Genomic DNA, 25,341 nt, shown 5'->3' with positions numbered 1-25,341 from the left:
TAACGAATTCTTAGGAGAGCAGGATGAAATTCAGTGAACAATGGCTGCGTGGCTGGGTTAGCCCGCAGGTAAGTCGCGACGAGCTGGTTGCTCGTCTGTCGATGGCGGGTCTGGAGGTCGATAGCGTGACCCCGGCCGCCGGTGTATTCAGCGGCGTGGTCGTCGGCGAGGTGCTGAGCACCGAGCAACACCCTGACGCCGACAAGCTGCGTGTGTGCCAGGTCAGCAATGGTGCGGAAACCTTCCAGGTCGTGTGCGGTGCGCCAAACGTGCGTCCGGGCCTGAAGATTCCGTTCGCCATGATCGGTGCCGAACTGCCGGGCGACTTCAAGATCAAGAAGGCCAAGCTGCGCGGCGTCGAGTCCAACGGCATGTTGTGCTCGCAAGCCGAGCTGCAGATTGGTGAAGGCAACGACGGTCTGATGGAACTGCCGGCCGATGCGCCGGTGGGCGAAGATTTCCGTGTGTATCTGGATCTGGAAGACGCCAGCATCGAGGTCGACCTGACCCCGAACCGTGGCGACTGCCTGTCGCTGGCCGGTCTGGCCCGTGAAGTGGGTGCGCTGTACGCCGCTCCGGTTACCCGTCCGGTGGTCATGGCGATTCCGGCTGTGCACGACGAAGTACGTCCGGTAGACGTGCTGGCGCCTGCCGCTTGCCCGCGTTACCTGGGGCGTGTCATCCGTAACGTTGACCTGTCCAAGCCGACCCCGCTGTGGATGGTTGAACGACTGCGCCGCGCCGAAGTGCGCAGTATCGACGCTGCCGTCGACATCACCAATTACGTGATGCTCGAGCTGGGTCAGCCGCTGCACGCGTTCGATCTCGCCGAAATCAACGGTGGCATCCGCGTGCGTATGGCGGAAGACGGCGAGAAGCTGGTGCTGCTCGACGGTCAGGAAGTCAGCCTGCGTAGCGATACGCTGGTGATTGCCGACCATACTCGCGCTCTGGCGATTGCCGGCGTAATGGGGGGCGAACACAGCGGTGTGTCCGCGACTACGCGCGACGTTTTCCTGGAAAGTGCGTTCTTCGACCAGATCGCTGTGGCTGGCAAGGCTCGCTCCTACGGCCTGCACACCGACGCTTCGCATCGTTATGAGCGTGGTGTGGACTGGCAACTGGCCCGTGAAGCCATGGAGCGCGCCACTGGCCTGTTGCTGGAAATCGCCGGTGGTGAAGCCGGCCCGATCATCGAGACCGTCAGCGAGCAACACCTGCCGTCGATCGCGCCGATCACCCTGCGTGCACAGCGCATCACCCAGATGCTGGGGATGGAAATGGATTCGGCGCAGGTCGAGCGTCTGCTCAGCGCCCTGGGCCTGAAGATTTCCGCTGATGGAGCAGGGCAGTGGCGCGTAGAAGTGCCAAGCCATCGCTTCGACATCAGCCTTGAAGTCGATCTGATCGAAGAGCTGGCGCGTCTGTACGGCTACAACCGTCTGCCGGTTCGTTACCCGCAAGCGCGTCTGGCGCCACAAGCCAAAGCTGAAGCACGCAGCGAGTTGCCTGAGTTGCGTCGTCTGCTGGTTGCTCGTGGTTATCAGGAAGCGATCACTTACAGCTTCATCGATCCCAAGCAGTTTGAACTGTTCAACCCGGGCGTTGAGCCGCTGCTGCTGGCCAACCCGATTTCCAATGACATGGCTGCCATGCGCTCGTCGCTGTGGCCGGGCCTGGTCAAGGCGTTGCAGCACAACCTGAACCGTCAGCAGGATCGTGTGCGTCTGTTCGAAAGCGGTCTGCGCTTCGTCGGTCAGCTGGAAGGTCTGAAACAAGAGCCGATGCTCTCGGGTGTCGTTTGCGGCAGCCGTCTGCCGGAAGGTTGGGCACAGGGTCGCGACAGCATCGATTTCTTCGATGTGAAAGCTGACGTCGAAGCGGTGCTGGGTTATGCCGGTGCGTTGGATGCCTTCACTTTCACTCCGGGCAAACATCCGGCGCTGCACCCGGGTCAAACCGCGCGCATTGAACGTGATGGGCGTGAAGTCGGCTTCATCGGTGCGATTCACCCTGAACTGTCCAAAGCCTTGGGCCTGGATCGTCCGGTATTCGTCTTCGAGCTGGTTTTGGCTGAAGTCGCTTCCGGAAAAATGCCGCAATTCCACGAGTTGTCGCGTTTTCCTGAAGTGCGTCGTGACCTTGCACTGATCGCGCACAAAGACGTCGCGGCCTCGGCTGTACTCGACGTAATCCGTGAAAATGCAGGCGAATGGCTCACGGATCTCAGGCTGTTTGACGTGTATCAGGGTAAAGGCATTGATCCTGATAGAAAAAGCCTTGCAGTTGGCTTGACCTGGCAGCATCCATCGCGCACTCTTAATGACGATGAGGTGAATTCGACGACGCAAAATATCCTCACCTCGCTCGAACAAAGGTTGAACGCCACGTTAAGGAAGTGACGTATGGGGGCTTTGACGAAAGCTGAGATGGCGGAACGTCTGTATGAAGAGCTGGGCCTGAACAAGCGGGAAGCCAAGGAATTGGTCGAACTGTTTTTCGAGGAAATCAGGCACGCTCTTGAAGACAACGAGCAGGTCAAATTGTCGGGTTTCGGCAATTTCGACCTTCGGGACAAACGCCAGCGGCCTGGCCGCAACCCGAAAACGGGGGAAGAAATCCCGATCACGGCTCGCCGTGTGGTCACCTTTCGTCCAGGGCAGAAGTTGAAGGCCCGAGTTGAGGCTTATGCTGGAACCAAGTCATAACGACGAACTACCCGTCATCCCAGGCAAACGCTACTTCACCATTGGTGAAGTCAGCGAGCTGTGTGCGGTAAAACCACACGTGCTGCGCTACTGGGAGCAGGAGTTTCCTCAGCTCAACCCCGTCAAACGCCGCGGAAACCGCCGGTATTATCAGCGCCAGGACGTGCTGATGATCCGGCAGATCCGCGCGCTCCTTTACGATCAGGGTTTCACCATCGGCGGCGCGCGCCTGCGTTTGTCCGGCGATGAAGCCAAAGACGACACCACTCAATACAAGCAAATGATCCGCCAGATGATCGCTGAGCTTGAAGATGTACTGGTGGTGCTCAAGAAATAAAAAGCTGCGTTTGAATACTTCCAGTTTTCAAAAGCTTGCGCTATATTCTTGAGCGCTCTTCGAGATGAAGGGCAGGTTTCAAACCAGTCGGGGCGTAGCGCAGTCCGGTAGCGCACTAGCATGGGGTGCAAGGGGTCGAGTGTTCGAATCACTCCGTCCCGACCAAAAAACTCCAAAGAATCCAAGCACTTACGGGTGCTTGGATTTTTTTATGTTTGGAGTTTTTCGTTACCAATTTGAAATTGGTCGTTCTGGTTGCCAATTGGTTGCCAATTGAGATTGGCTTGCTCAGACTCCAGTAAAGCCTAAAGCAGCTTGCTTCCTAAGGCTTTAACCCAATGGCGCGGACATTCGCAGGGACCGGCATCATGACGCCAGAATCAAAAGCTCGTCAGCAGATCGACCAGAAGCTTGAACAAGGAGGCTGGGTCATCCAGGACATGAAGCAACTCAACCTATCGGCAGGTGTGGGCGTGGCCGTGCGCGAATACCCCACTGATACCGGTCCTGCTGATTACGTTTTGTTTGTTAATCGCAATGTCGTGGGCGTGATCGAAGCCAAGAAAGACACCGCGGGCGAAAACCTCACTGCCACCGAAAGCCAGACCGAACGCTACGCCACTGCGAACCTGAAGTGGCGCAAAGACAATACGCCACTGCGCTTCCTGTTTGAGGCCACCGGCCAGATCATTCACTTCACCGACAACGCCGACCCGGCGCCGCGTTCCCGCGAAATCTTCCACTTTTTCAAGCCCGAAACGCTAGCTACATGGTTAGCGCAGCCAGAATCCCTGCGCCGCCGCCTGGTCGAGCAGATGCCCGCGCTGCCCGATCGCAATCTTCGCGACTGCCAGATCAGCGCCGTCACCGGGCTGGAGAGGTCGCTGGCCCAGAACAAACCCCGCGCCTTGGTGCACATGGCCACCGGCGCGGGCAAGACCTTCACCGCCATCACCTCTGTTTACCGCCTGCTCAAGTTCGGCGGTGCCAAGCGCATCTTGTTTTTGGTCGATACACGCAACCTCGGCAAGCAGGCCCATCAGGAGTTCATGGCCTACACGCCGCCGGACGATGGCCGCAAGTTCACCGAGCTCTACAACGTGCAGCGCCTGGCTTCACCCAACATCGACCCGCACTCCCAGGTGTGCATAAGCACCATCCAGCGCATGTTTTCCATTTTGAGCGGCGAGCCGATTGACGAATCGGCTGAGGATGTCTCGCTCAACGAAGTGCAGCAAACCGCCAAGCAGGAAAAGCTTGTCCGCTATAACTCGGCCGTACCGGTGGAAACTTTCGACTTCATCATCATCGACGAGTGCCACCGCAGCATCTACAACCTGTGGAAGCAAGTGCTTGATTACTTCGATGCCAGCCTGATCGGCCTGACCGCTACGCCTGATAAACGCACCTTCGGCTTCTTCAGCGAGAACATCGTAGCTGAATATACCTACGAGCAGTCCGTGGCCGATGGCGTCAACGTCGGCTACGACGTGTACGATATCGAAACTGAGATCACCCAAAAGGGCGCTGAGCTCAAGGCCAAGGAGTGGGTGGATCACCGCGACCGCCAGACCCGCAAAAAACGCTGGAGCGAAACCGAAGAGGACACCGTCTATTCGGCCAAGGAGTTGGACCGCTCCGTGGTCAATATCAGCCAGATCCGTAAAGTGATTCAGGCTATGAAAACCGCTGTGGAAACGCAGATCTTCCCCGCACGCAAAGAGACACCCAAGACCCTGATATTCGCCAAGACCGATAGCCACGCCGATGACATCATCCACATCGTTCGCGAGGTCTATGGTCAAGGAAATGCCTTCTGTAAAAAGGTTACCTACCGCGCCGAGGAAGACGCCGACAGCATCCTCAGCAGCTTTCGTAACGACTATAACCCGCGCATCGCCGTTACCGTGGATATGATCGCCACCGGCACTGACGTGAAGCCACTGGAAGTGCTTCTGTTCATGCGAGACGTGCGCTCCAAGGGCTACTACGAGCAGATGAAAGGCCGTGGTGTGCGCAGCCTGGATGGCGACAGCCTCAAGCGCGTCAGCAACAGTGCCGACGGAGCCAAAACGCGCTTTGTGTTGATCGACGCAGTGGGCGTGGAAAAGTCGCTGAAAACCGAAAGCCGCCCGCTGGAAAAGAAGCCCGGTGTGGCGCTGAAAGACCTGCTGCAAGGCGTGGCCATGGGCAGCCGTGACGATGACACCGTGCTGTCACTAGCCAATCGCCTTGTGCGCCTGGCCAAACAGCTCGATGACAAAGCGAAGGCGCGCATCGAGAAAACTAGTGGTGGGATTCCTGTAGCCGAGTTGGGTAAGAGACTGATTGCTGCACTGGACCCGGACGCTATCGTGCAAGCTGCGCTGGAAACTGCCAAAGGCAAGGGTATCACCCGCAGCGAAGACACCTTGCTGCCGGAAGAGCTTGAAGCCGCCCGGCAGCAGCGAGTGGCGACTGCCTGCGCCCCCTTCGACCAACCCGAATTGCGTGACGAGATCGAAAACGCCCGACGTGAGCGCGAGCAGGTCATCGACCACATCAACCTGGATCAGGTGACATTTTCTGGCTTTTCCGAACAGGCCGAAGCGCAGGCCCAAGCAGTGATTCAAACCTTTGCCGGCTACATCAAACAGCACAAGGACGAAATCGCCGCATTGGACTTTTTCTACCAGCAACCCTACCAGCGCCGCGCGCTGACCTTCGACATGATCGAAGACTTGCATGAGCACCTGAGCAAACCGCCGCTGATGCTCACCACCGAGCGCCTTTGGAGCGCCTATGCCCGTGTGCAGGCCGCCCACGTGAAAGGAGCTGACCGCAAACGTCAGCTCACCGATCTGGTGTCACTGGTGCGTTTTGCGCTCGGGCTGGAGGGTGAACTCAAACCCTTTGCCGACGAGGTGGACAAGCGCTTTCAGGCCTGGATCTTCCGCCACAATGCCCAGCGTGGCAGCGCCTTCACGCCCGAACAAACCGAGTGGCTGCGCCTGATGAAAGATCATATCGCCAGCAGCTGCAGTATTAGTCGGGACGATTTTGACTACGCCGAACTGGCAGACAAGGGTGGTTTGCAAAAGGCCTGGGGACTGTTTGGCAAACACTTGGACACCTTGATGAATGAAATGAATGAAGAGTTGGTAGCGTGATGAGTGAGTTTAGTGAAGAGGCATTGCACAGCTATCCATTTGCAGGCGTCACTCTGCCATCGAATTGGGAGAGCGTAGCGCTCGACAAAATCGCGGCTGATGTGAGCCCAGGCTTCGCTAGCGGTAAACACAACTCTGATGGTGCCGGCGTACCTCACCTTCGGCCTATGAACGTGGACCGCGATGGACGGATCGACCTCGCTGTTGTCAAGTCAGTGGCCGAGAGCAAAGGTGTTGAGCTAAGGCTCGGTGACGTCTTGTTTAACAACACCAATTCTGCAGAACTTGTTGGAAAGACTGCCGTCGTTTCTGCTCGTGAGTCTGGTTTTGCGTTTTCCAACCATATGACTCGAGTTCGCCCTGAAAATGGGGTGAACTCCGTTTTTGCAGCAAGGCAATTACACTTCCTTTGGATGTCGGGGTACATGAAGCATCGGTGTACCAACCACGTGAATCAGGCAAGTATTTCATCCAAGACTTTGGCAAATACAATACCTTTTCTTTTGCCGCCGTCTGCCGAGCAAGCCCGTATCATCGAAAAGCTCGAAGAACTACTTTCCGACCTCGATGCCGGTGTGGCCGAACTCAAGGCTGCTCAAAAGAAGCTCGTGCAATACCGTCAGTCACTGCTGAAAACCGCTGTAGAAGGCGGGTTCACCGCGGTGTGGCGCTCACAAAACACCCCCACTGAAACCGGTGCTCAACTTCTCGAACGCATCCTTATCGAGCGCCGCGCTCGCTGGGAAGCCAAACAACTCGCAAAGTTCAAGGAAAAAGGCAAAGCCCCACCCAAAGACTGGCAAATGAAATATCCTGAGCCCGTACAGCCGGATAAAAGCGACTTGCCGGAATTGCCGGAGGGTTGGGTGTGGGCGACGATAGATCAACTAACCATCGAGCAACGGTATGGATCATCGGCGAAAACGAACGAGGATAGCTTAGGCGTCCCTGTGTTGCGGATGGGCAACATTCAGGACGGGCAGCTCGACTATGCAAGCTTGAAGTATCTGCCCAAGAGCCATGAAGAGTTCCCAGCCCTATTCTTAGAGGACGGAGATCTTCTCTTCAATCGCACGAACAGTCCTGAGCTGGTCGGCAAAACAGCTGTCTATCGCTCCGAACTGACACCTTGCTCATATGCCTCGTACCTAATTGCAGTGAGGTTTTCACAGGGTTTTATTCCTGAGCTCGCCTCGGCCTACATCAATTCTGCGTATGGTCGGTACTGGGTTAAATCAGTAGCTGTCCAGCAAGTGGGGCAGGCCAATGTAAATGGAAGCAAGTTGGCAGCGCTAGCAGTCCCCGTTCCTTCCGTGGTAGAGCAGATTGAACTGATACGGGCCTTGGCGGAACAAATTGAGAGCGCGTTCGAGCAAGAAAAAAACATCGAAAAGTCGCTAAAACAATCCATCGCCCAACGCCAAAACATCTTGCGTGCTGCCTTTGCAGGCCAATTGGTGCCGCAAGACCCGAACGATGAACCCGCGAGCGTGCTACTGGAGCGCATACGTGCTGAGCGGGCTGAACGCGCCAAGCAGCCCAAGGTCCGCAAGACTAGAAAACAGAAGGAGATCGCCGCTGTGATGAGCAAACTAATTGACGTGCTTGCCGAGGTGGGCGATTGGGTGCCAGCACAAGAGGCGTTCCGCCGATGTGGTGTTGCCGATGGTGCGCTAACCGACCAGATTGAAGTGCTTTACGCCGAGTTGCGTGTGTTGGACAAGACCGGCCGCTTGGCGGTGGAGCCCGTGACCGATGCGCAGGGCCGCAAGCTGTACGACCGATTGAAGCTGCTGGCGGGCTGACCATGCGACTGGACAAGCTCATCATTGGTAGCGCCAAGGACAGTCCGACGCACCAGTTCAAGAACCTGAAGGACGTAACTATCGACTTCGACCAGGATCACTGGGTCACGGTCGTAATCGGCTGGAACGGAACCGGCAAGTCCAACGTGTTGGAGGCACTTGCCATCATCTTCCGCGACTTGATTGCCAAGAAGCGCACGCCCGCTTTCGCCTTTCAGCTGGCCTACCGCATGGGCGCCGGCGAGAACCTCCGGCACGTCCACATCGATGCCGATCCGGACCGCGAGAAGGATGCCTTTCTCATCCGCGTCGCCGATGCCAAGCAAATCAGGCAGAACAATCTGAGTCACAGTTTCCTTGACTTTGGTGATGATGCGGACAAATCGCCGCGAGGGGAGCCGATCAAGCTCACGGCCTTCCTGAATGCCGATGCCGAGTACCTGCCGCGCTATGTGTTCAGCTACTATTCGGGCGAAAGCCCGCGTATGCACGAGGTGTTCCGCCCATATTTGGAGAGCTACGACAGCAAGTTACGTAACGGCGAAGACCCCGGTCTGAAGCGGCTGTTCTACGCTTTGCCGGTGCATAGCCAGTTCGTGTTGCTGGCCTTCCTCATTCAACAGTCTGAAGTAGTGCGGGCTTTTCTGGACGACCACCTTGGGCTTGATCCGAATGAAGGTATTGAGTCGGTGTTGTTCGTACTGCGGCAACCCCCATGGAAATCCAAAGCCGCCGATGGCGACCCACGTTTCTGGAATGCTCGCGGCGTGGTGCGCGATTTCCTGTCTCGCCTCTATGACATTGCCTTGGCGCCGGTGGAGATCAGCCGCCGCGTATCGACCTCGATCTGGAATAAGGAAACCCTGCAGTTCAAGTACTTGTTCGTGAAGGACATCGCTGCGCTGCGGCGCTTGGTGGGCGATCAGGTGCCGGCGCAATTCTTCCGGGATCTGGAGAGTACCTACGTTTCGGAGTTGATCGAGGAAGTGCGCATCCGGGTGCGACTCAAGAAGAACGATGGCAGCGTGACCTTCCGCGAGCTCAGCGAGGGTGAGCAACAGTTGCTAACCGTGTTGGGCCTGCTGCGTTTCACGGCTGAGGATGAAAGCCTGTTTTTGCTGGATGAGCCGGATACGCACTTGAATCCTCGATGGTCTGTGGACTACCTGAACTACCTGAAGTCGTTTGTCGGGCAGAACAGTGGTGGCCAAGACAACAGTCATATCGTGCTCACAACCCACAACCCTTTGGCCATTGCAGAGCTGGTCAAGGAGCAGGTGCAGATCCTGTACCGGCAAGCAGGTACGCGTACAGTACGTGCGGAGAACCCGGCGGCAGATCCCAAGGGCATGGGCTTTGCCGGCATCGTGACCAGCGATATGTTTGGCTTGGGCACCAGCCTGGACAATGCCACGAATGACGACCTACTGACCTTGCATCAACTCTCCACGCAGAAACAGCCTCTCAGCGAGGCTGATCGCGCGAGGCTGATAGATATCCGCCAGCGGCTCGAAGGTCTCGACTTCAACTTCGCCTCGCGAGATCGGTTAGAGCAAGAATATCTGCGCGCCAGGTTTGATCTGGCCGCAGATAGCTCAATCGACGGGGCTATCGTCACCCCAGAGAATAAGGAAAAGGCCCTTGACGCCTTGGTTCAAAGCCTGCTTCGCGGTCTACAGGAGGGGCAGGCTTGAGATTTGTACAGATCCCTTTGCCACCCCATCTGCCAAAGCGATGGCCCAAAATTTATAGCGCCAGGATCACCGTAGTTGGCGCGTTCGCCGCACATGATCTGCGGTCAAAATACATCAAGAAGAACGGCAGCTGGGGATTGCTCAAGAAATGGCTTGCCCATGCCAGCAATCACAAATGCTGGTACTGTGAAGCGAAGAGTAATCGCGCTCCATTTGACGTTGACCACTTTCGCCCGAAGCTTGGCATCACGATCGATGGCGTTGAGCTAGCCGGTCATGACGGGTACTACTGGTTGGCATATGAATGGTGGAATTTCCGTCTCTCCTGCCAACGGTGCAATCGTCCGGAAAAAAACGACGGTGAAATCCTGCATGGCAAGGCTAATGAGTTTCCGATTCAGAATGAGGCTCAGCGTTGCTCGCAGCCCGCAGATTCATTGATCACGGAATCGCCAAGGCTCTTAGACCCTTGTGTGGAGGTCGATTGCCAACTGCTGGCCCACGGCATTGATGGAGAGGTCAAGCCATTGGCTCCGATTGGCTCTTGGGAATATGAGCGAGCGGACTACACGATCAAGCGTCTCGGTTTCAATGAATGGAACACACCAGAGAGCAAGCGAAGCCAGTGGCAGACACTGGCCACGTTGCTTTCCGTCGTAGGCAATAACGCTAATCCTGCTGTTACTGCTGAACTAAACAAATACCTTTCCCACGATCACGAATACGCCACCTTTTTCCGATCTGCCATCGGCGCACATCGCGACAAGGCTTGGGTGGAGGCACTTTTATGAACACAAGCACATTGGTCCAGAAGGTCTGGAACTTCTGTAACACGCTGCGCGACGACGGCGTGGGTTACGGCGACTACTTGGAGCAGCTGACCTACCTGCTGTTTCTGAAGCTGGCGCACGAATACGCGCAGGAGCCTTACAACCGCGATACCCACATCCCCAAAGGCTATGACTGGGCCAGCCTGACCTCCAAGGTGGGCGAGCCCCTGGAGTCGCATTACCTGGCCACTCTGCACAAGCTGGGGCAACAGTCCGGCATGCTGGGCGCCATTTTCTTCAAGGCGCAGAATAAGATCCAAGACCCGGCCAAGCTCTCGCGCCTGGTGCAGTTGATCGACGCAGAAAGCTGGATCAGCCTGGATGCCGATACCAAGGGCGATTTGTACGAAGGCCTGCTGCAAAAGAACGCTGAAGACACCAAGAGCGGCGCGGGTCAGTACTTCACACCGCGCGCGCTGATCGAAGCGATGGTGGCCTGCGTGCGGCCCGAACCGATGAAGACCATTGCAGACCCGGCCTGTGGCACGGGCGGCTTCTTCTTGGGTGCCTACAACTGGCTGACCCGCTCCGGCGCCAAGCTCGACAAGCGCCAAAAGGAGTTTCTGCGCGACAAGACGTTCCACGGCAACGAGATCGTGCCGAACACGCGCCGCATGTGTTTGATGAACCTGTTCTTGCACAACATCGGTGAGCTGGATGGCGAACCCTCGGTTGAGCGTTCGGATGCCTTGATCTCCGAGCCCAAGTTCAAGGTGGATTATGTACTGGCCAATCCGCCCTTCGGCAAAAAGAGCAGCATGACCATCACCAATGAAGAGGGTGAAGAAGACAAGGAGGCGTTGACCTACGAGCGGCAGGACTTCTGGGAAACCACGTCGAACAAGCAGCTCAACTTCCTGCAGCACATTGTCAGCATGCTCAATGTAACCGGCAAGACTGCGGTGGTCCTGCCCGACAACGTGCTTTTCGAAGGCGGTGCGGGCGAGAGGATCCGCCGCAAGCTGCTGGAGACCTGTGACGTGCACACCATCTTGCGCCTGCCCACCGGCATCTTCTACGCACAGGGCGTCAAGGCCAATGTGGTATTTTTTGATGCGAAGCCCAAAGACGGTCAGATCCACACCAAAGGCGCGTGGTTCTACGACCTGCGCACCAACAAGCATTTCACGCTGAAGACGCGCACGCTGAAGTTGGACGATCTGCAGGATTTCATTACCTGCTATAACCCTGAAAACCGCTTTGAGCGGCAGGAGACCGAACGCTTCAAGTACTTTAGCTACGAAGACTTGATGGCCCGCGACAAGGCCAGTCTCGACGTCTTTTGGCTGAAAGACGATAGCCTCGACAACCTAGATGATCTGCCGCTACCGGATGTGTTGCAGCAGGAGATCATCGATCATCTCGAAGCGGCTTTACTTGCGTTTCGTGAGGTTTCATTGAGTTTGCCTCGATTTGAAGTGGGCGAGTGAGCGTCGATCACTGTAAGGCGTTGCACATCATCGAGCGCAGTACGCAGAAAGTGCAGCGAGCTTCTACGAACTGAAACAAATGGGGCGAGGCTTCAAGCTGGCACAGACAGCAACCGAGACATATACCAATGGGTCAGGTATGACGTGGTGGATGGGTATGGCAAGCTGATGGAGCTGACTAAGTAGCCAGCTTCGCAGTCATGATCAATTTTTCGAGTCGTATTCGATATGGATATTCAGCCGGATAAGCAGAACCTGGATCGCACATTTGCATCGACGGTCTACTACATCGACTTCTATCAGCGAGACTACAAGTGGGCCGAAGAGCCCGTGCGGAGGTTGATCGATGACGTTTTCTACCAATTCGAAGAGGCTTATTCAAAGCACTCGGCTTTGGAGCCAAGCTCGGAGAGTATCAACGCCCGCTATCCCTGGTACTACCTCAATACGTATGTCACGAATACCGTCCAGGGAAAGGTGTTTGTCGTGGACGGTCAGCAGCGCTTGACAACCCTGACGCTTTTTCTGGTTCAGCTATTTCGGATGGCCAAGGTGTTCGACTCGAAGACCTCTGGTTGGCTGGAGCGCAAAATTGCGGGCTATTCGGGGGTGGAATACGAGTTCTGGATGAACCACGTCCGGCATATCCATGTCCTCAAGGACCTGATGGATGGCGTCCCTCCCGAGGCTGTAGATAGATCCACAGGCTTGACGGCTGCCAATATGCTGAGGAACTTCTCGGTCATAGCGGCGGAGCTATCTGCCCGTTTGAGCAGCAAACACAAGTTCGAGACCTTCGTTCACTACTTCCTTTACCGTCTGGTGCTCATCAACCTGTCCGTTGATTCTACCCATGTTCCGATGGTGTTCGAGGTAATCAATGACCGTGGCGTACGGCTCAAGCCATACGAGATATTGAAAGGAAAACTCCTTGGGCAGATCGACAAACTTGAGCTTGACTCTGGTAACTATAACGAGCTTTGGGATATGCACGTCAGGGCAGTGAATTCCTTTCGGGAAGATGAAATTGACAACTTTTTCCGTTACTGGTTAAAGAGTAAGTTTTCCGATAGTCGCAAGGTTGGACAGCGCTTTGACGGTGACTATCACAGGGAAATGTTCAAGAATGATATCAATCAGCTACTCCATCTTGAGCATGATTCCGCCAAGGTCAAAATATTTCTCAAAGAGGATTTTTCGTATTATTCGAAGCTGTATGTGCGACTGCTGCAAGCCGGGCAGCACGAGAATGAACAGTATCCAGCGGTCTTTTTCAATAGCCTGAACGAGTTGGATAGCCAGTACTTGCTTATTTTGTCGGCGTGCTCCGTGAACGATCCTGAGGAAGTCGCTAAAATAAGAGTTGTGGCGGAACAGCTTGATCGAATGTTTTCGCTTCAGCAGTTGCAGGGGGCCTACGACAGTAACGAGTTTGCGGTTAAGTTGTTCGAGGTTAGTGCGGAGATTCGCAATAAGCCGGTTGCTCAGATACCGTCGGTATTCGAAAAGCATTTGCTGCAAGAGATTTCCAGGAAGCGTGCGACAGAGGTTTCAGCAAGTTTCACCTACAGCTTGTTTCGTGGTATGACCCTCGATCGGCTGAATACTCGTTTTACGCGATTCTTCTTTGGCAGGGTGGAGCGATTCCTCGCTAAAGGTATGAAGCTGACAATGAAGCACCCGCTGCAGAGCTTGGTTACGCTCCGAGGGGCCAAAACGGGCTTTCATATCGAACATATATTGTCGCGCAACTCAGAAAGCCTGGATGCCTATGGTGGCGATGAAGAACGCTTTGAAGTCGAACGTAACCGGCTGGGTGGTGTCTTGCTAATGAAGGGCAAGGACAATATCTCAAGTGGCAATGAGCCCTATGCCGATAAGCTGAAGTCGTATGCCAATACCTTGTATTGGAATGAAACGCTCCGTGACGACTCGTATCACAGTAAGCTGGATTTCCGTGATTTTGCGAAGTCTTCAGGGCTTGCATTCATGCCTTTGGCGAAATTTGGCCCTGATGAACTTGAAGAGCGTCATAAGTTGCTTTTCGAAATTGCGTCTTTGATCTGGAGGAAGCCAGAAATTTCATGATGGGAGTTTGTGTCTAATGCAGTGTTGCATTTCTATCTGCTGCTGCCTCTTTGATCCTGACCACGGTTTGCGTTTGGCTTGAGCATAGTGACGCGTTGGTGTATTCGGTGGGTGAACCCACCGAATACTTCACCATGTAAGTGCCAGACTAGCCGGCAGAAAATTGTTCACCTACACCGACCTGCTAATTGAATGCCTAAATACCATCAGCGCGGCAGGTGGCCCATTCCGAAAGTTCGTGCTCTGGTTGGCTTTATGCGCAGATGTTGCTCCTCCTTGGCTAGATAGCGCATGGTGTTGATGACGTTTTCGCAAGCTAGTGTATCGGCTCGTTTAACGGTGCCGATGCCGAGTTTTGTATATTTTTGTTTATCGGCGTTGCAGTTGAAGAAGTAACCCCGTCCACCCGTTATTTTCTCCCATAGAGTGCCTATCTCCTGCGCCTTGTGCCAGTCACTATAAACGTGCGCACTGTTAAAGAAGAAGGCAGTATGGATGTGGAAACCTTTGTTCTTGCCTTGCTCTACAGACCAAATGTAGCCCGTTTCATATTCGAAGATCGGATTGCGTTCGCGAGATCTAATCAGCGTTGCTAAGTCTCTGAATAGATCTTCGATACGTAGTAAAGGGTCAACTATTTCCAAGTAATGAAGGTCTACTCGAACGACGACAGTACGTGAGTAACGGTTAAGTACTGCACGGGCGTAGGTTTCCACGTCCGCTTCGCGCTGTCGTGCTTGGTAACTGCGGTCACTCGCTTTGCGCCTGTATCCAGGCTCGCGCGTTAGCTGCCTGACTCTGTCTACTAACTCGTTCATAGAACTGTGAAAGCTGAGGTAATAAAGGCCCGTAGGGTCTAGGCATACGGGACCAACTGGGCTGCGCTCAAGACCGACTTCACTACAAGCTCTCCAAAATAATTGGAGGTGTTCACTATATTCGTAGTGGTCCGTGTGGATGCTGAGCAGATGCTGAATATTGAAGAAAAGCTCAGACAGGCTGCTGAACTCTATGTGCTCATAACCAGTTGTGCTTTCGGTAATATGAAAGGCTGGTTCGCTAGTGTTCTCAATCATCTTGACGATATTTTCGATCTGAATCGAAGCTCGTGATTGCGAAGTGTTGAATGTTGTTTTTCGGGTTTTGTTGTTCATGAGAGGTGCTGACAAGTTGTGAAGACATATCAGTGCCTTGTTGTGTAAGCTTTTACTGATTCCAGTGGTTTGTATGTGAGTGTGTTTTATTGTTTAAGTTGTTGGTTGCTCTAGTAAATCCTGCTATTGAATTAATATAGTTCAATAACTAAGCTAATCTAATATAAATAAAACCAAGTTACATTTTTGTTTTTTGATCGTGCTTTTGAGGTGTCGGTCTGGGAATTCGATGAGTTTTTTTGGGGGCTTGCAAGTTTATTTATGGTGGGAGTTATCTGAGTGTCGGCGCTGATTGAAAATTGACCCACCCTGCCGATTGAAAAATGACCCAGGGCTGCTTGCCGATTTAGACCCCGGCAATTGTGGATAAGCCTAGCAGTCGACAGCGTCGTAAAAGTGCTGACCCTGCACTCAGCAAGGCCAGCCCAAAGAGGTCAAAACGGGTCGTCCTCCGCCTCCTCGATATCCTGTCGCCTGCGCTCCCTCGCCTGGATCTTGGTCTTGGCCACTAAGGTGCTGTTTTGCAGGCGGTACGATTCATTCCCCGTCTCGACGATGTGGCAGTGGTGGGTCAATCGGTCGAGCAAGGCCGTGGTCATCTTGGCGTCGCCAAATACGCTCGACCATTCGGCGAAGCTGAGGTTGGTGGTGATGATCACACTGGTGTGCTCGTAAAGCTTAGAGAGCAAGTGGAACAGCAAGGCCCCGCCGCTCTGGCTGAAAGGTAGGTAGCCAAGCTCATCAAGGATTACCAGATCTGCACGCAGTAGTCCTCGGGCGATACGCCCTGTCTTACCCTCGTGCTTCTCACGCTCCAGCAGGTTGACCAGATCGACCGTGGAGTGGAAGCGTACACGCTTGTTGTGTTGGGTGATGCTGGCCACCGCCAGGGCGGTGGCGAGGTGCGTTTTACCGGTGCCAGGGCCGCCGATGAACACCACATTTTGAGCTGTGTCGGTGAAGGTCAGAGTGGACAGTTCCTTGATCAGCCGGGCATCAGCGCTGGATACACCGAAGTCGAAGCCAGCCAGATCGCGGTGTATGGGCAGTTTCGCCATATTCATCTGATGATGTACCGAGCGCACTGCCCGGTCGGCGTGTTCCTGATCGAGGAGATGCTCGATCAGCCATTTCGATGAGGCGGTGGTGGATTCACCTTGTGCGGCCAGATCTGCCCAGGCAGTGGCCATGCCGTGCAGGCGTAAGTCTTTGAGTTCCTCTGTAAGATCACGCATTGCGCACCTCCTCATCTGTGCTGCGCAACCGGTCATAGCGCGCGGTATTGGCGATAGGGGTAACTTTCAGTTGCAGGTTGGTTTCGACCGAGGGTGGTGCTTCACGGGCGGTCAGACGGGCCACGATATTGAGGATGTGGTCAGCGCTCAGGCTGCCAGATTCCAAAACCAGCTCAACCGCTACGAGGACAGCATCCAGGCCAGCGACGGGCACGGCGGCCAAGACCTGGGTCATGACCCGATCACCCTGTAGATGCCGCCGCAGCCCGCGCCTGAGCAGGCGTAGTGGCTTGGGTAGGTCGGCAAACGGGGCACCATTGCGTAGGGCTCCCGGTTTACGCTCAATGAGGGGGATATAGTGTTGCCAGTCGTAGCTGACCTGATCGCGATCAAACAGGCGCTCGTGGCTGGCAATCACACCATCATCGGCAATCACGACGATTCGCGAGGGATAGAGCCGACTGCTGACCCACTGGCCAACACGCTCACAGGGTACTGAATAGCGGTTGCGGGCCACGTTGATCAGACAGGTGCTGGAAACGCGAACCGTGCGCTCTACATAACCGTCGAAAGGCGTCGGCATCGGCATCATTTCGACGCGCTCCAGTTCTAAGACTTCTGCAACGGTGAGGCCGTTGTACTGCGGATGGATCAGCTCGTGCCACAGAGCCCGACAGCGCTGGGCAAGCCAGGCATTCAACTCTTCGAAGCTATGGAAAGTATTGTCGCAGGCAGACAGCCAGATGCGGCGCCGACTATCTTGGACATTCTTTTCGACGATACCTTTTTCCCAGCCGGACGCTACGTTGCAGAAGTCCGGGTCGAACAGGTAGTGCGAGCACATCACCATGAAGCGAGCGTTGACCGTGCGGCCTTTACCCTTGGAGACCTTGTCGACCGCCGTTTTCATGTTGTCGTAGATGCCGCGACGCGGCACGCCGCCCATGGCGGCGAATGAGCGGGTATGGGCATCGAACAGCATTTCATGCCCTTGGCTGGGATAGGCCACTAGCCAGAAGGCTCGGCTGGCACATAGCTTCATGTGCGCGACCTGGACACGTCGGAAAACACCGCCAATCAGCAGGCCTTCCTCGCTCCAATCGAACTGGAAGGCCTCGCCCAATGCGAACGCCAACGGCACAAATGCCCGTACCGCCTTGCCTTGCTCTCCGCGCCAATGACGAACGAAGGCAGTGAGCTGGCTGTAGCCGCCGTCATAGCCTTCAGCGCGGATCATGGCCAGCAGCGCCTTGGCACTGCGACGATGTTGCTTGGCCCTCAAGGCATCAGCCCGCAGCGCCTGCTCCAACATCTCGTGAAAGGGACTGAGCTTGTTGAACACGGCTCGACGCTGATAAACCGGCTGCTTGGACTCCGACGCTCTGACCCATTTTCGGATGGTGTTGCGCGACAGGCCGGTGCGCTTGGCTATCTCATGCAACGACAGCTTGTCGCGGAAATACATCCGCCGAATTTTGCCCATCATTTCCATGCTGATCACCCTGTGTTCTCCTGCTCAAAAATTGAGCAGGTACAGTGGAACACCTGGGTCAGTTTTCAGTCAGCACAATGGGCGAAACTGGGTCAGTTTTCGGTCAGCGGCAACAATCTGAGATCGCGATCGATAATCAGAGGTGAAAAATCGGGGAGGAGCCAGTATCGACAGCCGTTGATCTGTCCAAGCAGGGATATACTAATCGGCACCAACCAGAGCCAAAGGGCGTACCTTGAACCGGTCGGTCAAGAACGTCGGCCAGGTGTCGGTGCTGGAGCCTGTTCATAATTTTCGATAGCAACTGCCGACCCGGCTTTCTCGGCTGATGTGTAGTCACTTCAGAACAAAAAATAAATGATTTCCCGTCCTGAAGATTGCCCCTGGTATCCCCAGGAGCAACCTTTTACGGGGATTCGGCTAGAGATAACCTCGTTCGGCCAACGACACACAACCTTCATAGCCAACCACCACATGATCCAATATGCGGGTGCCGACCATGTTCAGAGCGTTCTTGAGGGTGGTGGTCAGGGTCCGATCTGCTTGGCTTGGTTCTGGGTCTCCGGAGGGGTGATTGTGCACCATGATGACGGCCGCAGCATTGTGCTCCAAGGCGATCTTGACCACTTCTTGCGGTTATGCCGAACAGCGGTCGCCCGATTAAGGCCGGATAGTGCTCCACCGGTGCATTGAGGGCGGTGGCCTGGATGCCCAGCAGGACGACACGGCCCTCGACATCTACCACCTTCAGCCCAAAGGAGCCCCCATCGCTCATGGCCCAGCCGTCGATACACTAGGTAGGCCAGGCGGGGCACCTGGCTGAGGTACAGGTAGCCGGCGTCTGTGGCACTGGCAATGAGTGCCAGGATGAGTGAGGTGATTTATAACGCGCGTTTCCTTCAAGGCCTCCCTGCGGGTGGGCGAAAGCTACAGGGCGAGGGGCCTTGCTGGCCAAAGCTACCTGCCGAGGCGCTGAAAGCGGAACTGGCCGGTCATCCCCCAGGCGGGAAAAGTTGTACAAGTATCTTGCGAAAACTTATACGCGTCAGTAGAAAATCTATACAAATTTACTGAATGTACAGTTTTATGGGGCTCGACTATGCCGGCTTACCGCGCGCCGCTCCGCGACATGCGTTTTTTGTTCGATGAAGTACTCGACGCCTATACGCACCTGCAGGCGCTGCAGTCCCAGGGGGAATTCGGCGCAGACTTGGGCGGAGCGATCCTCGAAGAGGCGGCGCGCGTGGCTGAGTGGTGGCTGGCCCCGCTGAACAGTTCGGGCGACAAGGAAGGCTGCCATTACGACCCGGCGACCCGCTCTGTTAAGACGCCGGCCGGGTTCCGCGAGGGCTACCGCCAGTTCGCCGAAGGCGGCTGGACGGCGCTGGCGTGCCCCTCCGAGTTCGGCGGCCAAGGTCTAAGCAGGTTGATCATCACTCCAGTGTTCCGTTACTTGAAGGTTGTCAGCTTTGTTGGTCTTAGCTCTATGATAGTGAAGGGCCATGGCAGTTTGAGGGTCTGCCACGGCTATTTGTTAAAAAGCTAAACTCACTTCGCGTCGATAATCAGCGCTAGCTTGTAGCTTGTCTGGTTTTCAAGGGTTTTAATGTAGTTTTCAATATGTGGAAATTCGCTCTTTGATTTGAGTAGGTTGAGCGCGCTCTTTACTACAAATCCCAGCATGAAGTCTGCTCCTGTGAGCCTCTCCTCGACCAAAAACTTTTTATTGTTCAAGTGTTCGTTTAGATGGGAAAAAACTTTATTGAATTCTACTTCGGCGTAGTTGTTAAGGAATTTTAGTTTGGTTCCAGATTGTGTTTCAAACTGATTAAATATTTTCAGTAAGAGCGGGAGCATTGCTGAGCTTTCTGAAAAGTGTATCCACTGTAAGTAGTCAAGATATTCTGGAGAGCTTTCTTTGGGTGCTAAGCGAGGTGCAAATTTATTTATCAGGAGTTCTGTGATGGCGCCTGACTCCGCAATTATTTTTCCATCAAGCTCGATAACTGGAGATTTTCCTAGGGGGTGAATGTTCCTCAGCGTTTCTGGAGCTAGATGTGTTTTTTTATCACGCTGATACCGAATGATTTCATATGGTTGGCCTATTTCTTCCAGTAGCCACAGAATACGAAACGACCTAGAGTCATTGAGGTGGTGAAGTTTTATCATCGTTATTATGCCTTTTAAGTTATAGTGGAAAAGGAAGTGTGCTTTGTATGAGGGCTGTCGACAGGGTGTTTGAGCAGCAACCCGGCATCAATGTTATCTCTGACTAAGCGACCGGTCTACTAGTCCGGCAAGCTGAGTGCAGCGATGCCCTTTAGGTTCGCTCCGGATCCACTGAGGCCTGTATCCAGGAGCTTGCCTTCTGGGGCGCGAGCGAAGGGCGGTTTGAAGGTTCCCCTTGAGCTCCAGGTAGGTGCTTCGCCGTACTGCGCCGCCATGAGCCTGCTGAGTGTGGGTTGGTCTGTATACTGTCTGGTGGTCATCAAGAATGGCTAACAATTCTCTCAGAAATCCACTATAGACGACTGGTCTATTTATTGATACATTAATTCCATGAAACTACGTTACGATGATACGCGTCAGCATTTACTCGATACCGGCCACCGCATGATGGTGGTTAAGGGCTTCACTGGTGTGGGCCTTAACGAGATTTTGCAGGCCGCTAACGTGCCGAAAGGCTCGTTTTACCATTATTTTAAGTCCAAAGAGCAGTACGGCCAGTCGTTGCTTGAGGATTACTTTCGCAATTATTTGGCGAGCATGGATGAGCGTTTTGCCGTCACGGGCAACACGGCCCGCGAGCGCCTGATGGGGTATTGGCAGAAGTGGCTAGACAGCTACTGCGAGCCCTGCGACGACCAGAAGTGCCTGGTGGTGAAGCTGAGCGCAGAGGTAGCTGATCTTTCGGAGCCCATGCGCCTCACGCTGCGCGATGGTGCAGATCAAATCATTGCGCGGATTTCTGAATGTATTGAGCAGGGGCAGCGAGACGGTTCTCTGGCACTGGGCGATGCTTTCCACACTGCGACGGCCCTTTACCAGTTGTGGCTCGGTGCGAGTCTGCTGAGCAAGCTACACCGTAATAGTCGGCCGCTGGAAAACGCCATGGCCACAACTCAGACCATTCTGACCTCTGACAACATCTGATGGCGAGGTTGCCCACCTGTTGGTGGGCTTTTTTTCACTGACCAACTAGCCGACTGGTCTAATTCTGGTGATCGAGACAACCCCAACTTCAGCAACCCCAGGAGTTTGCACATGCCCCAATCAAAGCTAATCAATCGGCGCGTCGTTCTGGCCTCACGTCCCCACGGTGCGCCTCTCGAAGCGAATTTTCGCATTGAGCAAAGCCCCATTCCTGAGCCAGCAGAAGGGCAGGTTCTGCTGCGTACCGTTTACCTCTCACTTGACCCTTACATGCGTGGTCGCATGAGTGATGCACCGTCCTATGCTGCGCCGGTGGAAGTCGGTGGAGTGATTGTGGGTGGCACTGTATGCCGTGTGGAGGCTTCGAAAAACCCGGCCTACAAGGCCGGTGACTGGGTGCTGTCCTTTGCTGGCTGGCAGGACTACACGCTGTCCGATGGAAGCGATCTGACCGCGTTGGGTGAGTCGCCGGCGCATCCTTCTTATGCCTTGGGCATCTTTGGCATGCCGGGCTTCACCGCTTATATGGGCTTGCTCGATATTGGCCGGCCGCAGGCGGGTGAAACTCTGGTGGTGGCGGCGGCCACCGGGCCGGTCGGCGCGACTGTGGGGCAGATCGGCAAGATCAAGGGCTGCCATGTGGTCGGTGTCGCCGGCGGCGCGGAAAAATGCCGACATGCGGTCGAGGTGCTGGGTTTTGATGCCTGTCTCGATCACCGTGCGCCGGACTTCGCCGAGCAACTGGCCAAGGCCTGCCCGGCAGGTATCGACATCTACTTCGAGAATGTCGGCGGCAAGGTCTTCGATGCGGTGCTGCCGCTGCTCAATACCAAGGCCCGAGTGCCCGTCTGCGGCATTATTGCGCACTACAACGATACCGCTTTACCCAACGGGCCAGATCGTTTGCCTGCTTTGATGGGCAGCATTCTGCGCAAGCGTATTCATGTGCAGGGTTTCATTATTTTTGATGATTACGGCCACCGCTACGACGAGTTCTTTAACGATATGTCGAGCTGGTTTGCGCAGGGCCGGATTAAATACCGTGAAGAATTAGTGAGTGGTCTGGAGGAGGCGCCTAAGGCCTTTATCGGCCTGCTCGAGGGGCGCAATTTTGGCAAGTTAGTGGTTCGCGTCAGTGAGGACTGATTGCCGCTTGTTGGAATAACACAGGTTATTGCTCTGCCAGCTCAAGCTCCTTGCTGGTAGGGCTTTTTATTTAAAAAATCCAGATTGCTAAGTTACAGGCAATGCCTGCAGGGGGGGTTATGCATACACCCAGTAAGCGCTCGCATAAAATAAACGCCATGTTCTGGCGTGTAGTGGTTGGTTGTCTGGGGCTTTACCCAACACTCTTGTTGGTGCTGAGTGTATTAGCCCCGCTGACCCGTGATCTGAGTTTCCCGGTAATGGTGCTGGTGGAAGTGCTGGTATTGGTGCCTGTCACCCAGCTTATTTCCTTTCCATTGGCCGGGTGGCTGGTTGCCCGTTTAAGGCGAATAGATTCGTGAGGGCATGACGCTGTTTAAGTCTGCCTCACGTCGCGCACCCACATGATCAAAGCGATAACCAAGGTTGTCGGCATCAACACTTTAAGCAGAGGAAATACCATGCAAATGTTAATCATCAACGGACAGTCGCAGCAGGTTGACGTTGCCCCCGATATGCCTCTGCTATGGGTCCTGCGCGATGTGCTGGGCCTAACCGGAACCAAGTATGGCTGCGGCATTGCCCAGTGCGGCGTGTGCACCGTGCACCTCGATGGCCAGCCGATTCGTTCGTGCGTGACGCCGATTTCCGCCGTGGCGGGCCGCGCGATCACCACCATTGAGGCCATCGGTGAGACGGTCGTGGGCCAAGCCGTGCAGCAGGCCTGGCTGGCGCATGAGGTGGTGCAATGCGGTTACTGCCAATCAGGGCAGATCATGGCCGCCACGGCGCTGCTGCAGAGCCAGCCGAAGCCCGATGATCAGGCAATTGATGCCGCCATGGCGGGCAATCTGTGCCGCTGCGCCACCTACACCCGGATTCGCACGGCAATTCACAGTGTTGGCCAGGTTGAGGAGGCGTGAGATGAAAAAGCCTAACGAAGTGACTGTTGATATGTCCCGTCGCCGCCTCTTGCAGGGCAGCGGTATCGCCCTCGGTGGCTTGGTGTTGAGTACCTGGCTACCGCCGCTGGTGGCCAAAAGCGCAGCCGCCGAGGCGGCTGCGGCAGGTCGGCTTGGTGATCACTCCGCGGAGGGTTACGGTGCCTTTGTCCGCGTTGGCCCCGATGGCGTGGTCACGGTGATCTCGCCGAAAATTGAAATGGGCCAGGGTGCGCAAACCGGTATTGCCATGATGGTCGCCGAGGAGCTGGAAGTGCCCCTGGATCAGGTAGTGATCCAGGAAGCGCCACCGAACTCGGCGCTGTATACCGACAGCCTGATGCAGTTTCAGGCCACCGGTGGTTCGACTTCTACTCGTGTTACCTGGGAGCCGCTGCGTCGGGCGGGCGCTACGGCGCGCATCCTGTTGATCCAGGCGGCTGCTCTGCAATGGCGCGTCGCGCCGAGCCTGTGCCATGCGCAGAACAGCCAGGTGTTTGGCCCCAATGGCCTGCAGGCGGCCTATGGCGACTTGGTCGAGGCGGCTGCGACGCTGCCATTGCCCGACGCAGTGCCGCTGAAAACCCCCGAGCAGTTCAAGTTGCTGGGCACACCCGCGCAGCGTCTGGATACGCCTGCGAAGGTCAACGGCAAGGCGCACTTTACCATCGACCTGCAAATCCCCGGCATGCTGGTGGCCTCCAGTATCACCTGTCCGGTGTATGGCGGGCGGCTGCTCAACGTTGATGACAGTCAGGCGCGACGAGTGCCTGGGGTGCGCGACATCGTGCGCCTGGACAATGCCGTGGCCGTCACCGCGAGCAACTTCTGGACCTGTCAGCAGGCCATCAGGGCGCTGAAGATCGAGTGGGACCTCGGCCCGCATGCCGCGATTGGTTCAGCGCAGTTGGACCAGGAGCTGCTCGCCGCCAGTAGCCGTGATGGCGTGGTCGCCAAGCGCAGCGGCGACATTGAGCAAGCCAAGCAGCAATCGGCCAGCCAGTTCGAAGCGGTTTACGAGCAGGCGCTGTTGTCCCATTCGCCGCTTGAACCCATGAGTTGTGTGGCCCATGTGCGCAAAGATGCCTGCGAGCTGTGGGTCGGCACCCAAGTGCCGGTGTTTGCCCAGCAGACGGCCGCCCAAGTCACCGGGTTGCCCGTGGAAAAAATCCAGGTGTACAACCAATTGATCGGTGGCGCATTCGGCCGGCGTCTGGAGTTTGATTTCATCACCCAAGCGGTGGCCATCGCACGCCAGGTCGATTACCCGATCAAGCTCATCTGGAGTCGTGAGGAGGACATGACCCACGACCTCTACCGGCCGCTGTATGCCGACCGTATGCAGGCCGCCCTCGACGAGCAGGGACGGCCGCTGGGTTGGGAGCACCGCATCGCCGGCGCCTCGATTCTCGCCCGTTATGTCGGCAGCTTGCCGCCCAATGGCGTGGATAGTGATGCCGTGGAAGTGGCGGTAGACCCCATCTACAGCCTGGCGCATTTGCAGGTTCGTTATATCCGCCAGGAGCCGAGCGTTGTGCCCGTGTCCTGGTGGCGCGGCGTGGGCCCGCTGCGCGGCACCTATGCCCTGGAGTGTTTTATTGATGAGCTGGCGCACAACGCCAAGGCCGACCCGGTTGCCTACCGCCTGGAACTGATGGCGGAGCAACCACGTGCCCAGGCGGTGCTGCGTTTGCTGGCCGAAAAGACTGACTGGAATAAGCCGTTGCCCGCAGGGCAGGGCCGTGGTGTGGCGGTCAGTGCGGTGTTCGGCAGCTATGTGGCGACCCTGGTTGAACTGGAGATGCAGGGCGACTTGGGCATACGCATCAAGCGGCTGGTCAGTGTGGTGGATTGCGGCTTTGCGACTAACCCGACCTCGGTTAAGGCGCAGATCGAGGGCGGCACGCTGTTCGGCCTGTCCGCCTCGCTATTCAACGAAATCCTCATCGAAAACGGCCAGGTGCAGCAGACCAACTTCCACAACTACCGGCAGCTGCGCATCAGCGAAGCGCCGGCGGTGGAGGTGCACCTGCTGCCTAGCCTGGAAGCACCGGGTGGCGTGGGGGAGGCGGGTACGGCATTGATTGGCCCGGCCCTGGTGAATGCCTTGTACGCGGCCTCGGGTCAGCGCATCCGTCGCCTGCCGCTGAGCCGCTTCGGCTACTACCCGGTTTAAGGA

Annotated in this window: 19 protein-coding genes, 1 tRNA gene and 1 pseudogene; 16 read left to right on the top strand and 5 right to left on the bottom strand. The window is 55.7% G+C overall.

Annotated elements, in window-relative coordinates; all coding sequences use genetic code 11:
* Nucleotides 1–23 precede the first annotated feature (23 nt).
* The 10 genes from pheT (at nt 24) to ACYZUM_RS15405 (ending at nt 14,041) form a co-directional block, all read left to right on the top strand.
* Entirely contained in the window at nt 24–2,402 is a 2,379-nt protein-coding gene (gene pheT / locus ACYZUM_RS15450; protein ID WP_108183219.1) for a phenylalanine--tRNA ligase subunit beta, read from the top strand.
* Between the two features lie 3 nt (nt 2,403–2,405).
* Nucleotides 2,406–2,708: an integration host factor subunit alpha gene (gene ihfA, locus ACYZUM_RS15445; RefSeq protein ID WP_002553164.1), complete on the top strand. Its 303-nt coding sequence runs from the start codon at nt 2,406–2,408 to the stop codon at nt 2,706–2,708.
* Complete coding sequence (locus ACYZUM_RS15440; RefSeq protein ID WP_003179985.1) at nt 2,689–3,045, top strand: MerR family transcriptional regulator; 357 nt, start codon at nt 2,689–2,691, stop codon at nt 3,043–3,045. The genes ihfA and ACYZUM_RS15440 overlap by 20 nt, the downstream gene beginning before the upstream one ends.
* Before the next feature lie 88 nt (nt 3,046–3,133).
* Nucleotides 3,134–3,210: transfer RNA gene (locus ACYZUM_RS15435), tRNA-Pro, on the top strand.
* Nucleotides 3,211–3,413: 203 nt separating this feature from the next.
* Entirely contained in the window at nt 3,414–6,194 is a 2,781-nt protein-coding gene (locus tag ACYZUM_RS15430) for a type I restriction endonuclease subunit R (RefSeq protein WP_071984783.1), read from the top strand.
* Complete coding sequence (locus tag ACYZUM_RS15425; RefSeq protein ID WP_071984488.1) at nt 6,194–7,999, top strand: restriction endonuclease subunit S; 1,806 nt, start codon at nt 6,194–6,196, stop codon at nt 7,997–7,999. The genes ACYZUM_RS15430 and ACYZUM_RS15425 overlap by 1 nt, the downstream gene beginning before the upstream one ends.
* A 2-nt stretch (nt 8,000–8,001) precedes the next feature.
* Nucleotides 8,002–9,693, top strand: coding sequence for an ATP-binding protein (locus ACYZUM_RS15420; RefSeq protein WP_071984487.1), 1,692 nt, complete (start codon nt 8,002–8,004; stop codon nt 9,691–9,693).
* Nucleotides 9,690–10,484 carry an HNH endonuclease signature motif containing protein gene (locus ACYZUM_RS15415; protein ID WP_071984486.1) on the top strand — a complete coding sequence of 265 codons (795 nt, stop codon included), beginning with the start codon at nt 9,690–9,692 and terminating at the stop codon, nt 10,482–10,484. Before ACYZUM_RS15420 ends, ACYZUM_RS15415 begins: the two co-directional genes overlap by 4 nt.
* Nucleotides 10,481–11,953 carry a class I SAM-dependent DNA methyltransferase gene (locus ACYZUM_RS15410; protein WP_071984485.1) on the top strand — a complete coding sequence of 491 codons (1,473 nt, stop codon included), beginning with the start codon at nt 10,481–10,483 and terminating at the stop codon, nt 11,951–11,953. The genes ACYZUM_RS15415 and ACYZUM_RS15410 overlap by 4 nt, the downstream gene beginning before the upstream one ends.
* A 228-nt stretch (nt 11,954–12,181) precedes the next feature.
* Nucleotides 12,182–14,041 (top strand): DUF262 domain-containing protein, encoded by a 1,860-nt coding sequence (locus tag ACYZUM_RS15405; protein WP_071984484.1) that lies wholly within the window; start codon nt 12,182–12,184, stop codon nt 14,039–14,041.
* Between the two features lie 206 nt (nt 14,042–14,247).
* On the opposite strand, the gene ACYZUM_RS15400 is transcribed toward ACYZUM_RS15405, so the two are convergent.
* From ACYZUM_RS15400 to ACYZUM_RS15385, 4 genes and pseudogenes are all read right to left on the bottom strand, one after another.
* Entirely contained in the window at nt 14,248–15,195 is a 948-nt protein-coding gene (locus ACYZUM_RS15400) for a YagK/YfjJ domain-containing protein (RefSeq protein ID WP_004574314.1), read from the bottom strand.
* 434 nt (nt 15,196–15,629) lie between these two features.
* Nucleotides 15,630–16,430, bottom strand: a complete 801-nt coding sequence (gene istB / locus ACYZUM_RS15395; protein ID WP_013973271.1) for an IS21-like element helper ATPase IstB — start codon at nt 16,428–16,430, stop codon at nt 15,630–15,632.
* Complete coding sequence (istA, locus tag ACYZUM_RS15390) at nt 16,423–17,922, bottom strand: IS21 family transposase (protein WP_024087936.1); 1,500 nt, start codon at nt 17,920–17,922, stop codon at nt 16,423–16,425. Before istA ends, istB begins: the two co-directional genes overlap by 8 nt.
* 420 nt (nt 17,923–18,342) lie before the next feature.
* Nucleotides 18,343–18,558 (bottom strand): annotated as a pseudogene (locus ACYZUM_RS15385) (JAB domain-containing protein); the annotation flags it as partial.
* Between the two features lie 463 nt (nt 18,559–19,021).
* Between ACYZUM_RS15385 and ACYZUM_RS15380 the strand changes: the two are divergent.
* Nucleotides 19,022–19,468 (top strand): acyl-CoA dehydrogenase N-terminal domain-containing protein, encoded by a 447-nt coding sequence (locus ACYZUM_RS15380; RefSeq protein WP_004574310.1) that lies wholly within the window; start codon nt 19,022–19,024, stop codon nt 19,466–19,468.
* Between the two features lie 2 nt (nt 19,469–19,470).
* On the opposite strand, the gene ACYZUM_RS15375 is transcribed toward ACYZUM_RS15380, so the two are convergent.
* Nucleotides 19,471–20,091 carry a glutathione S-transferase family protein gene (locus ACYZUM_RS15375; RefSeq protein WP_033726382.1) on the bottom strand — a complete coding sequence of 207 codons (621 nt, stop codon included), beginning with the start codon at nt 20,089–20,091 and terminating at the stop codon, nt 19,471–19,473.
* Between the two features lie 390 nt (nt 20,092–20,481).
* Between ACYZUM_RS15375 and ACYZUM_RS15370 the strand changes: the two genes are divergently transcribed.
* The 5 genes from ACYZUM_RS15370 (at nt 20,482) to ACYZUM_RS15350 (ending at nt 25,338) form a co-directional block, all read left to right on the top strand.
* On the top strand, nt 20,482–21,075 hold the full coding sequence (locus ACYZUM_RS15370) for a TetR/AcrR family transcriptional regulator (protein WP_004574304.1): 594 nt from the start codon (nt 20,482–20,484) through the stop codon (nt 21,073–21,075).
* Between the two features lie 111 nt (nt 21,076–21,186).
* Nucleotides 21,187–22,221, top strand: a complete 1,035-nt coding sequence (locus tag ACYZUM_RS15365) for an NADP-dependent oxidoreductase (protein WP_004574303.1) — start codon at nt 21,187–21,189, stop codon at nt 22,219–22,221.
* 119 nt (nt 22,222–22,340) lie between these two features.
* Nucleotides 22,341–22,583: a hypothetical protein gene (locus tag ACYZUM_RS15360; RefSeq protein ID WP_004574300.1), complete on the top strand. Its 243-nt coding sequence runs from the start codon at nt 22,341–22,343 to the stop codon at nt 22,581–22,583.
* 99 nt (nt 22,584–22,682) lie between these two features.
* Nucleotides 22,683–23,144 (top strand): (2Fe-2S)-binding protein, encoded by a 462-nt coding sequence (locus ACYZUM_RS15355; protein ID WP_004574298.1) that lies wholly within the window; start codon nt 22,683–22,685, stop codon nt 23,142–23,144.
* Between the two features lies 1 nt (nt 23,145).
* A complete protein-coding gene (locus ACYZUM_RS15350; RefSeq protein WP_071984483.1) occupies nt 23,146–25,338 on the top strand; it encodes a xanthine dehydrogenase family protein molybdopterin-binding subunit in 2,193 nt (730 codons plus the stop codon).
* Nucleotides 25,339–25,341: the final 3 nt, after the last annotated feature.

The sequence above is a fragment of the Pseudomonas sp. m6p genome (assembly GCF_055760375.1).
Note: the sequence above shows the minus strand (reverse complement) of the source record. Positions and strands in the feature narration are given on the sequence as shown.

Coding starts and splice junctions, on each gene's coding strand:
- pheT (WP_108183219.1), top strand. CDS start 24: ATGAAATTCAGTGAACAATGGCTGCGTGGCTGGGTTAGCCCGCAGGTA.
- ihfA (WP_002553164.1), top strand. CDS start 2,406: ATGGGGGCTTTGACGAAAGCTGAGATGGCGGAACGTCTGTATGAAGAG.
- ACYZUM_RS15440 (WP_003179985.1), top strand. CDS start 2,689: ATGCTGGAACCAAGTCATAACGACGAACTACCCGTCATCCCAGGCAAA.
- ACYZUM_RS15430 (WP_071984783.1), top strand. CDS start 3,414: ATGACGCCAGAATCAAAAGCTCGTCAGCAGATCGACCAGAAGCTTGAA.
- ACYZUM_RS15425 (WP_071984488.1), top strand. CDS start 6,194: ATGAGTGAGTTTAGTGAAGAGGCATTGCACAGCTATCCATTTGCAGGC.
- ACYZUM_RS15420 (WP_071984487.1), top strand. CDS start 8,002: ATGCGACTGGACAAGCTCATCATTGGTAGCGCCAAGGACAGTCCGACG.
- ACYZUM_RS15410 (WP_071984485.1), top strand. CDS start 10,481: ATGAACACAAGCACATTGGTCCAGAAGGTCTGGAACTTCTGTAACACG.
- ACYZUM_RS15405 (WP_071984484.1), top strand. CDS start 12,182: ATGGATATTCAGCCGGATAAGCAGAACCTGGATCGCACATTTGCATCG.
- ACYZUM_RS15400 (WP_004574314.1), bottom strand. CDS start 15,195: ATGAACAACAAAACCCGAAAAACAACATTCAACACTTCGCAATCACGA.
- istB (WP_013973271.1), bottom strand. CDS start 16,430: ATGCGTGATCTTACAGAGGAACTCAAAGACTTACGCCTGCACGGCATG.
- istA (WP_024087936.1), bottom strand. CDS start 17,922: ATGGAAATGATGGGCAAAATTCGGCGGATGTATTTCCGCGACAAGCTG.
- ACYZUM_RS15380 (WP_004574310.1), top strand. CDS start 19,022: ATGCCGGCTTACCGCGCGCCGCTCCGCGACATGCGTTTTTTGTTCGAT.
- ACYZUM_RS15375 (WP_033726382.1), bottom strand. CDS start 20,091: ATGATAAAACTTCACCACCTCAATGACTCTAGGTCGTTTCGTATTCTG.
- ACYZUM_RS15370 (WP_004574304.1), top strand. CDS start 20,482: ATGAAACTACGTTACGATGATACGCGTCAGCATTTACTCGATACCGGC.
- ACYZUM_RS15365 (WP_004574303.1), top strand. CDS start 21,187: ATGCCCCAATCAAAGCTAATCAATCGGCGCGTCGTTCTGGCCTCACGT.
- ACYZUM_RS15360 (WP_004574300.1), top strand. CDS start 22,341: ATGCATACACCCAGTAAGCGCTCGCATAAAATAAACGCCATGTTCTGG.
- ACYZUM_RS15355 (WP_004574298.1), top strand. CDS start 22,683: ATGCAAATGTTAATCATCAACGGACAGTCGCAGCAGGTTGACGTTGCC.
- ACYZUM_RS15350 (WP_071984483.1), top strand. CDS start 23,146: ATGAAAAAGCCTAACGAAGTGACTGTTGATATGTCCCGTCGCCGCCTC.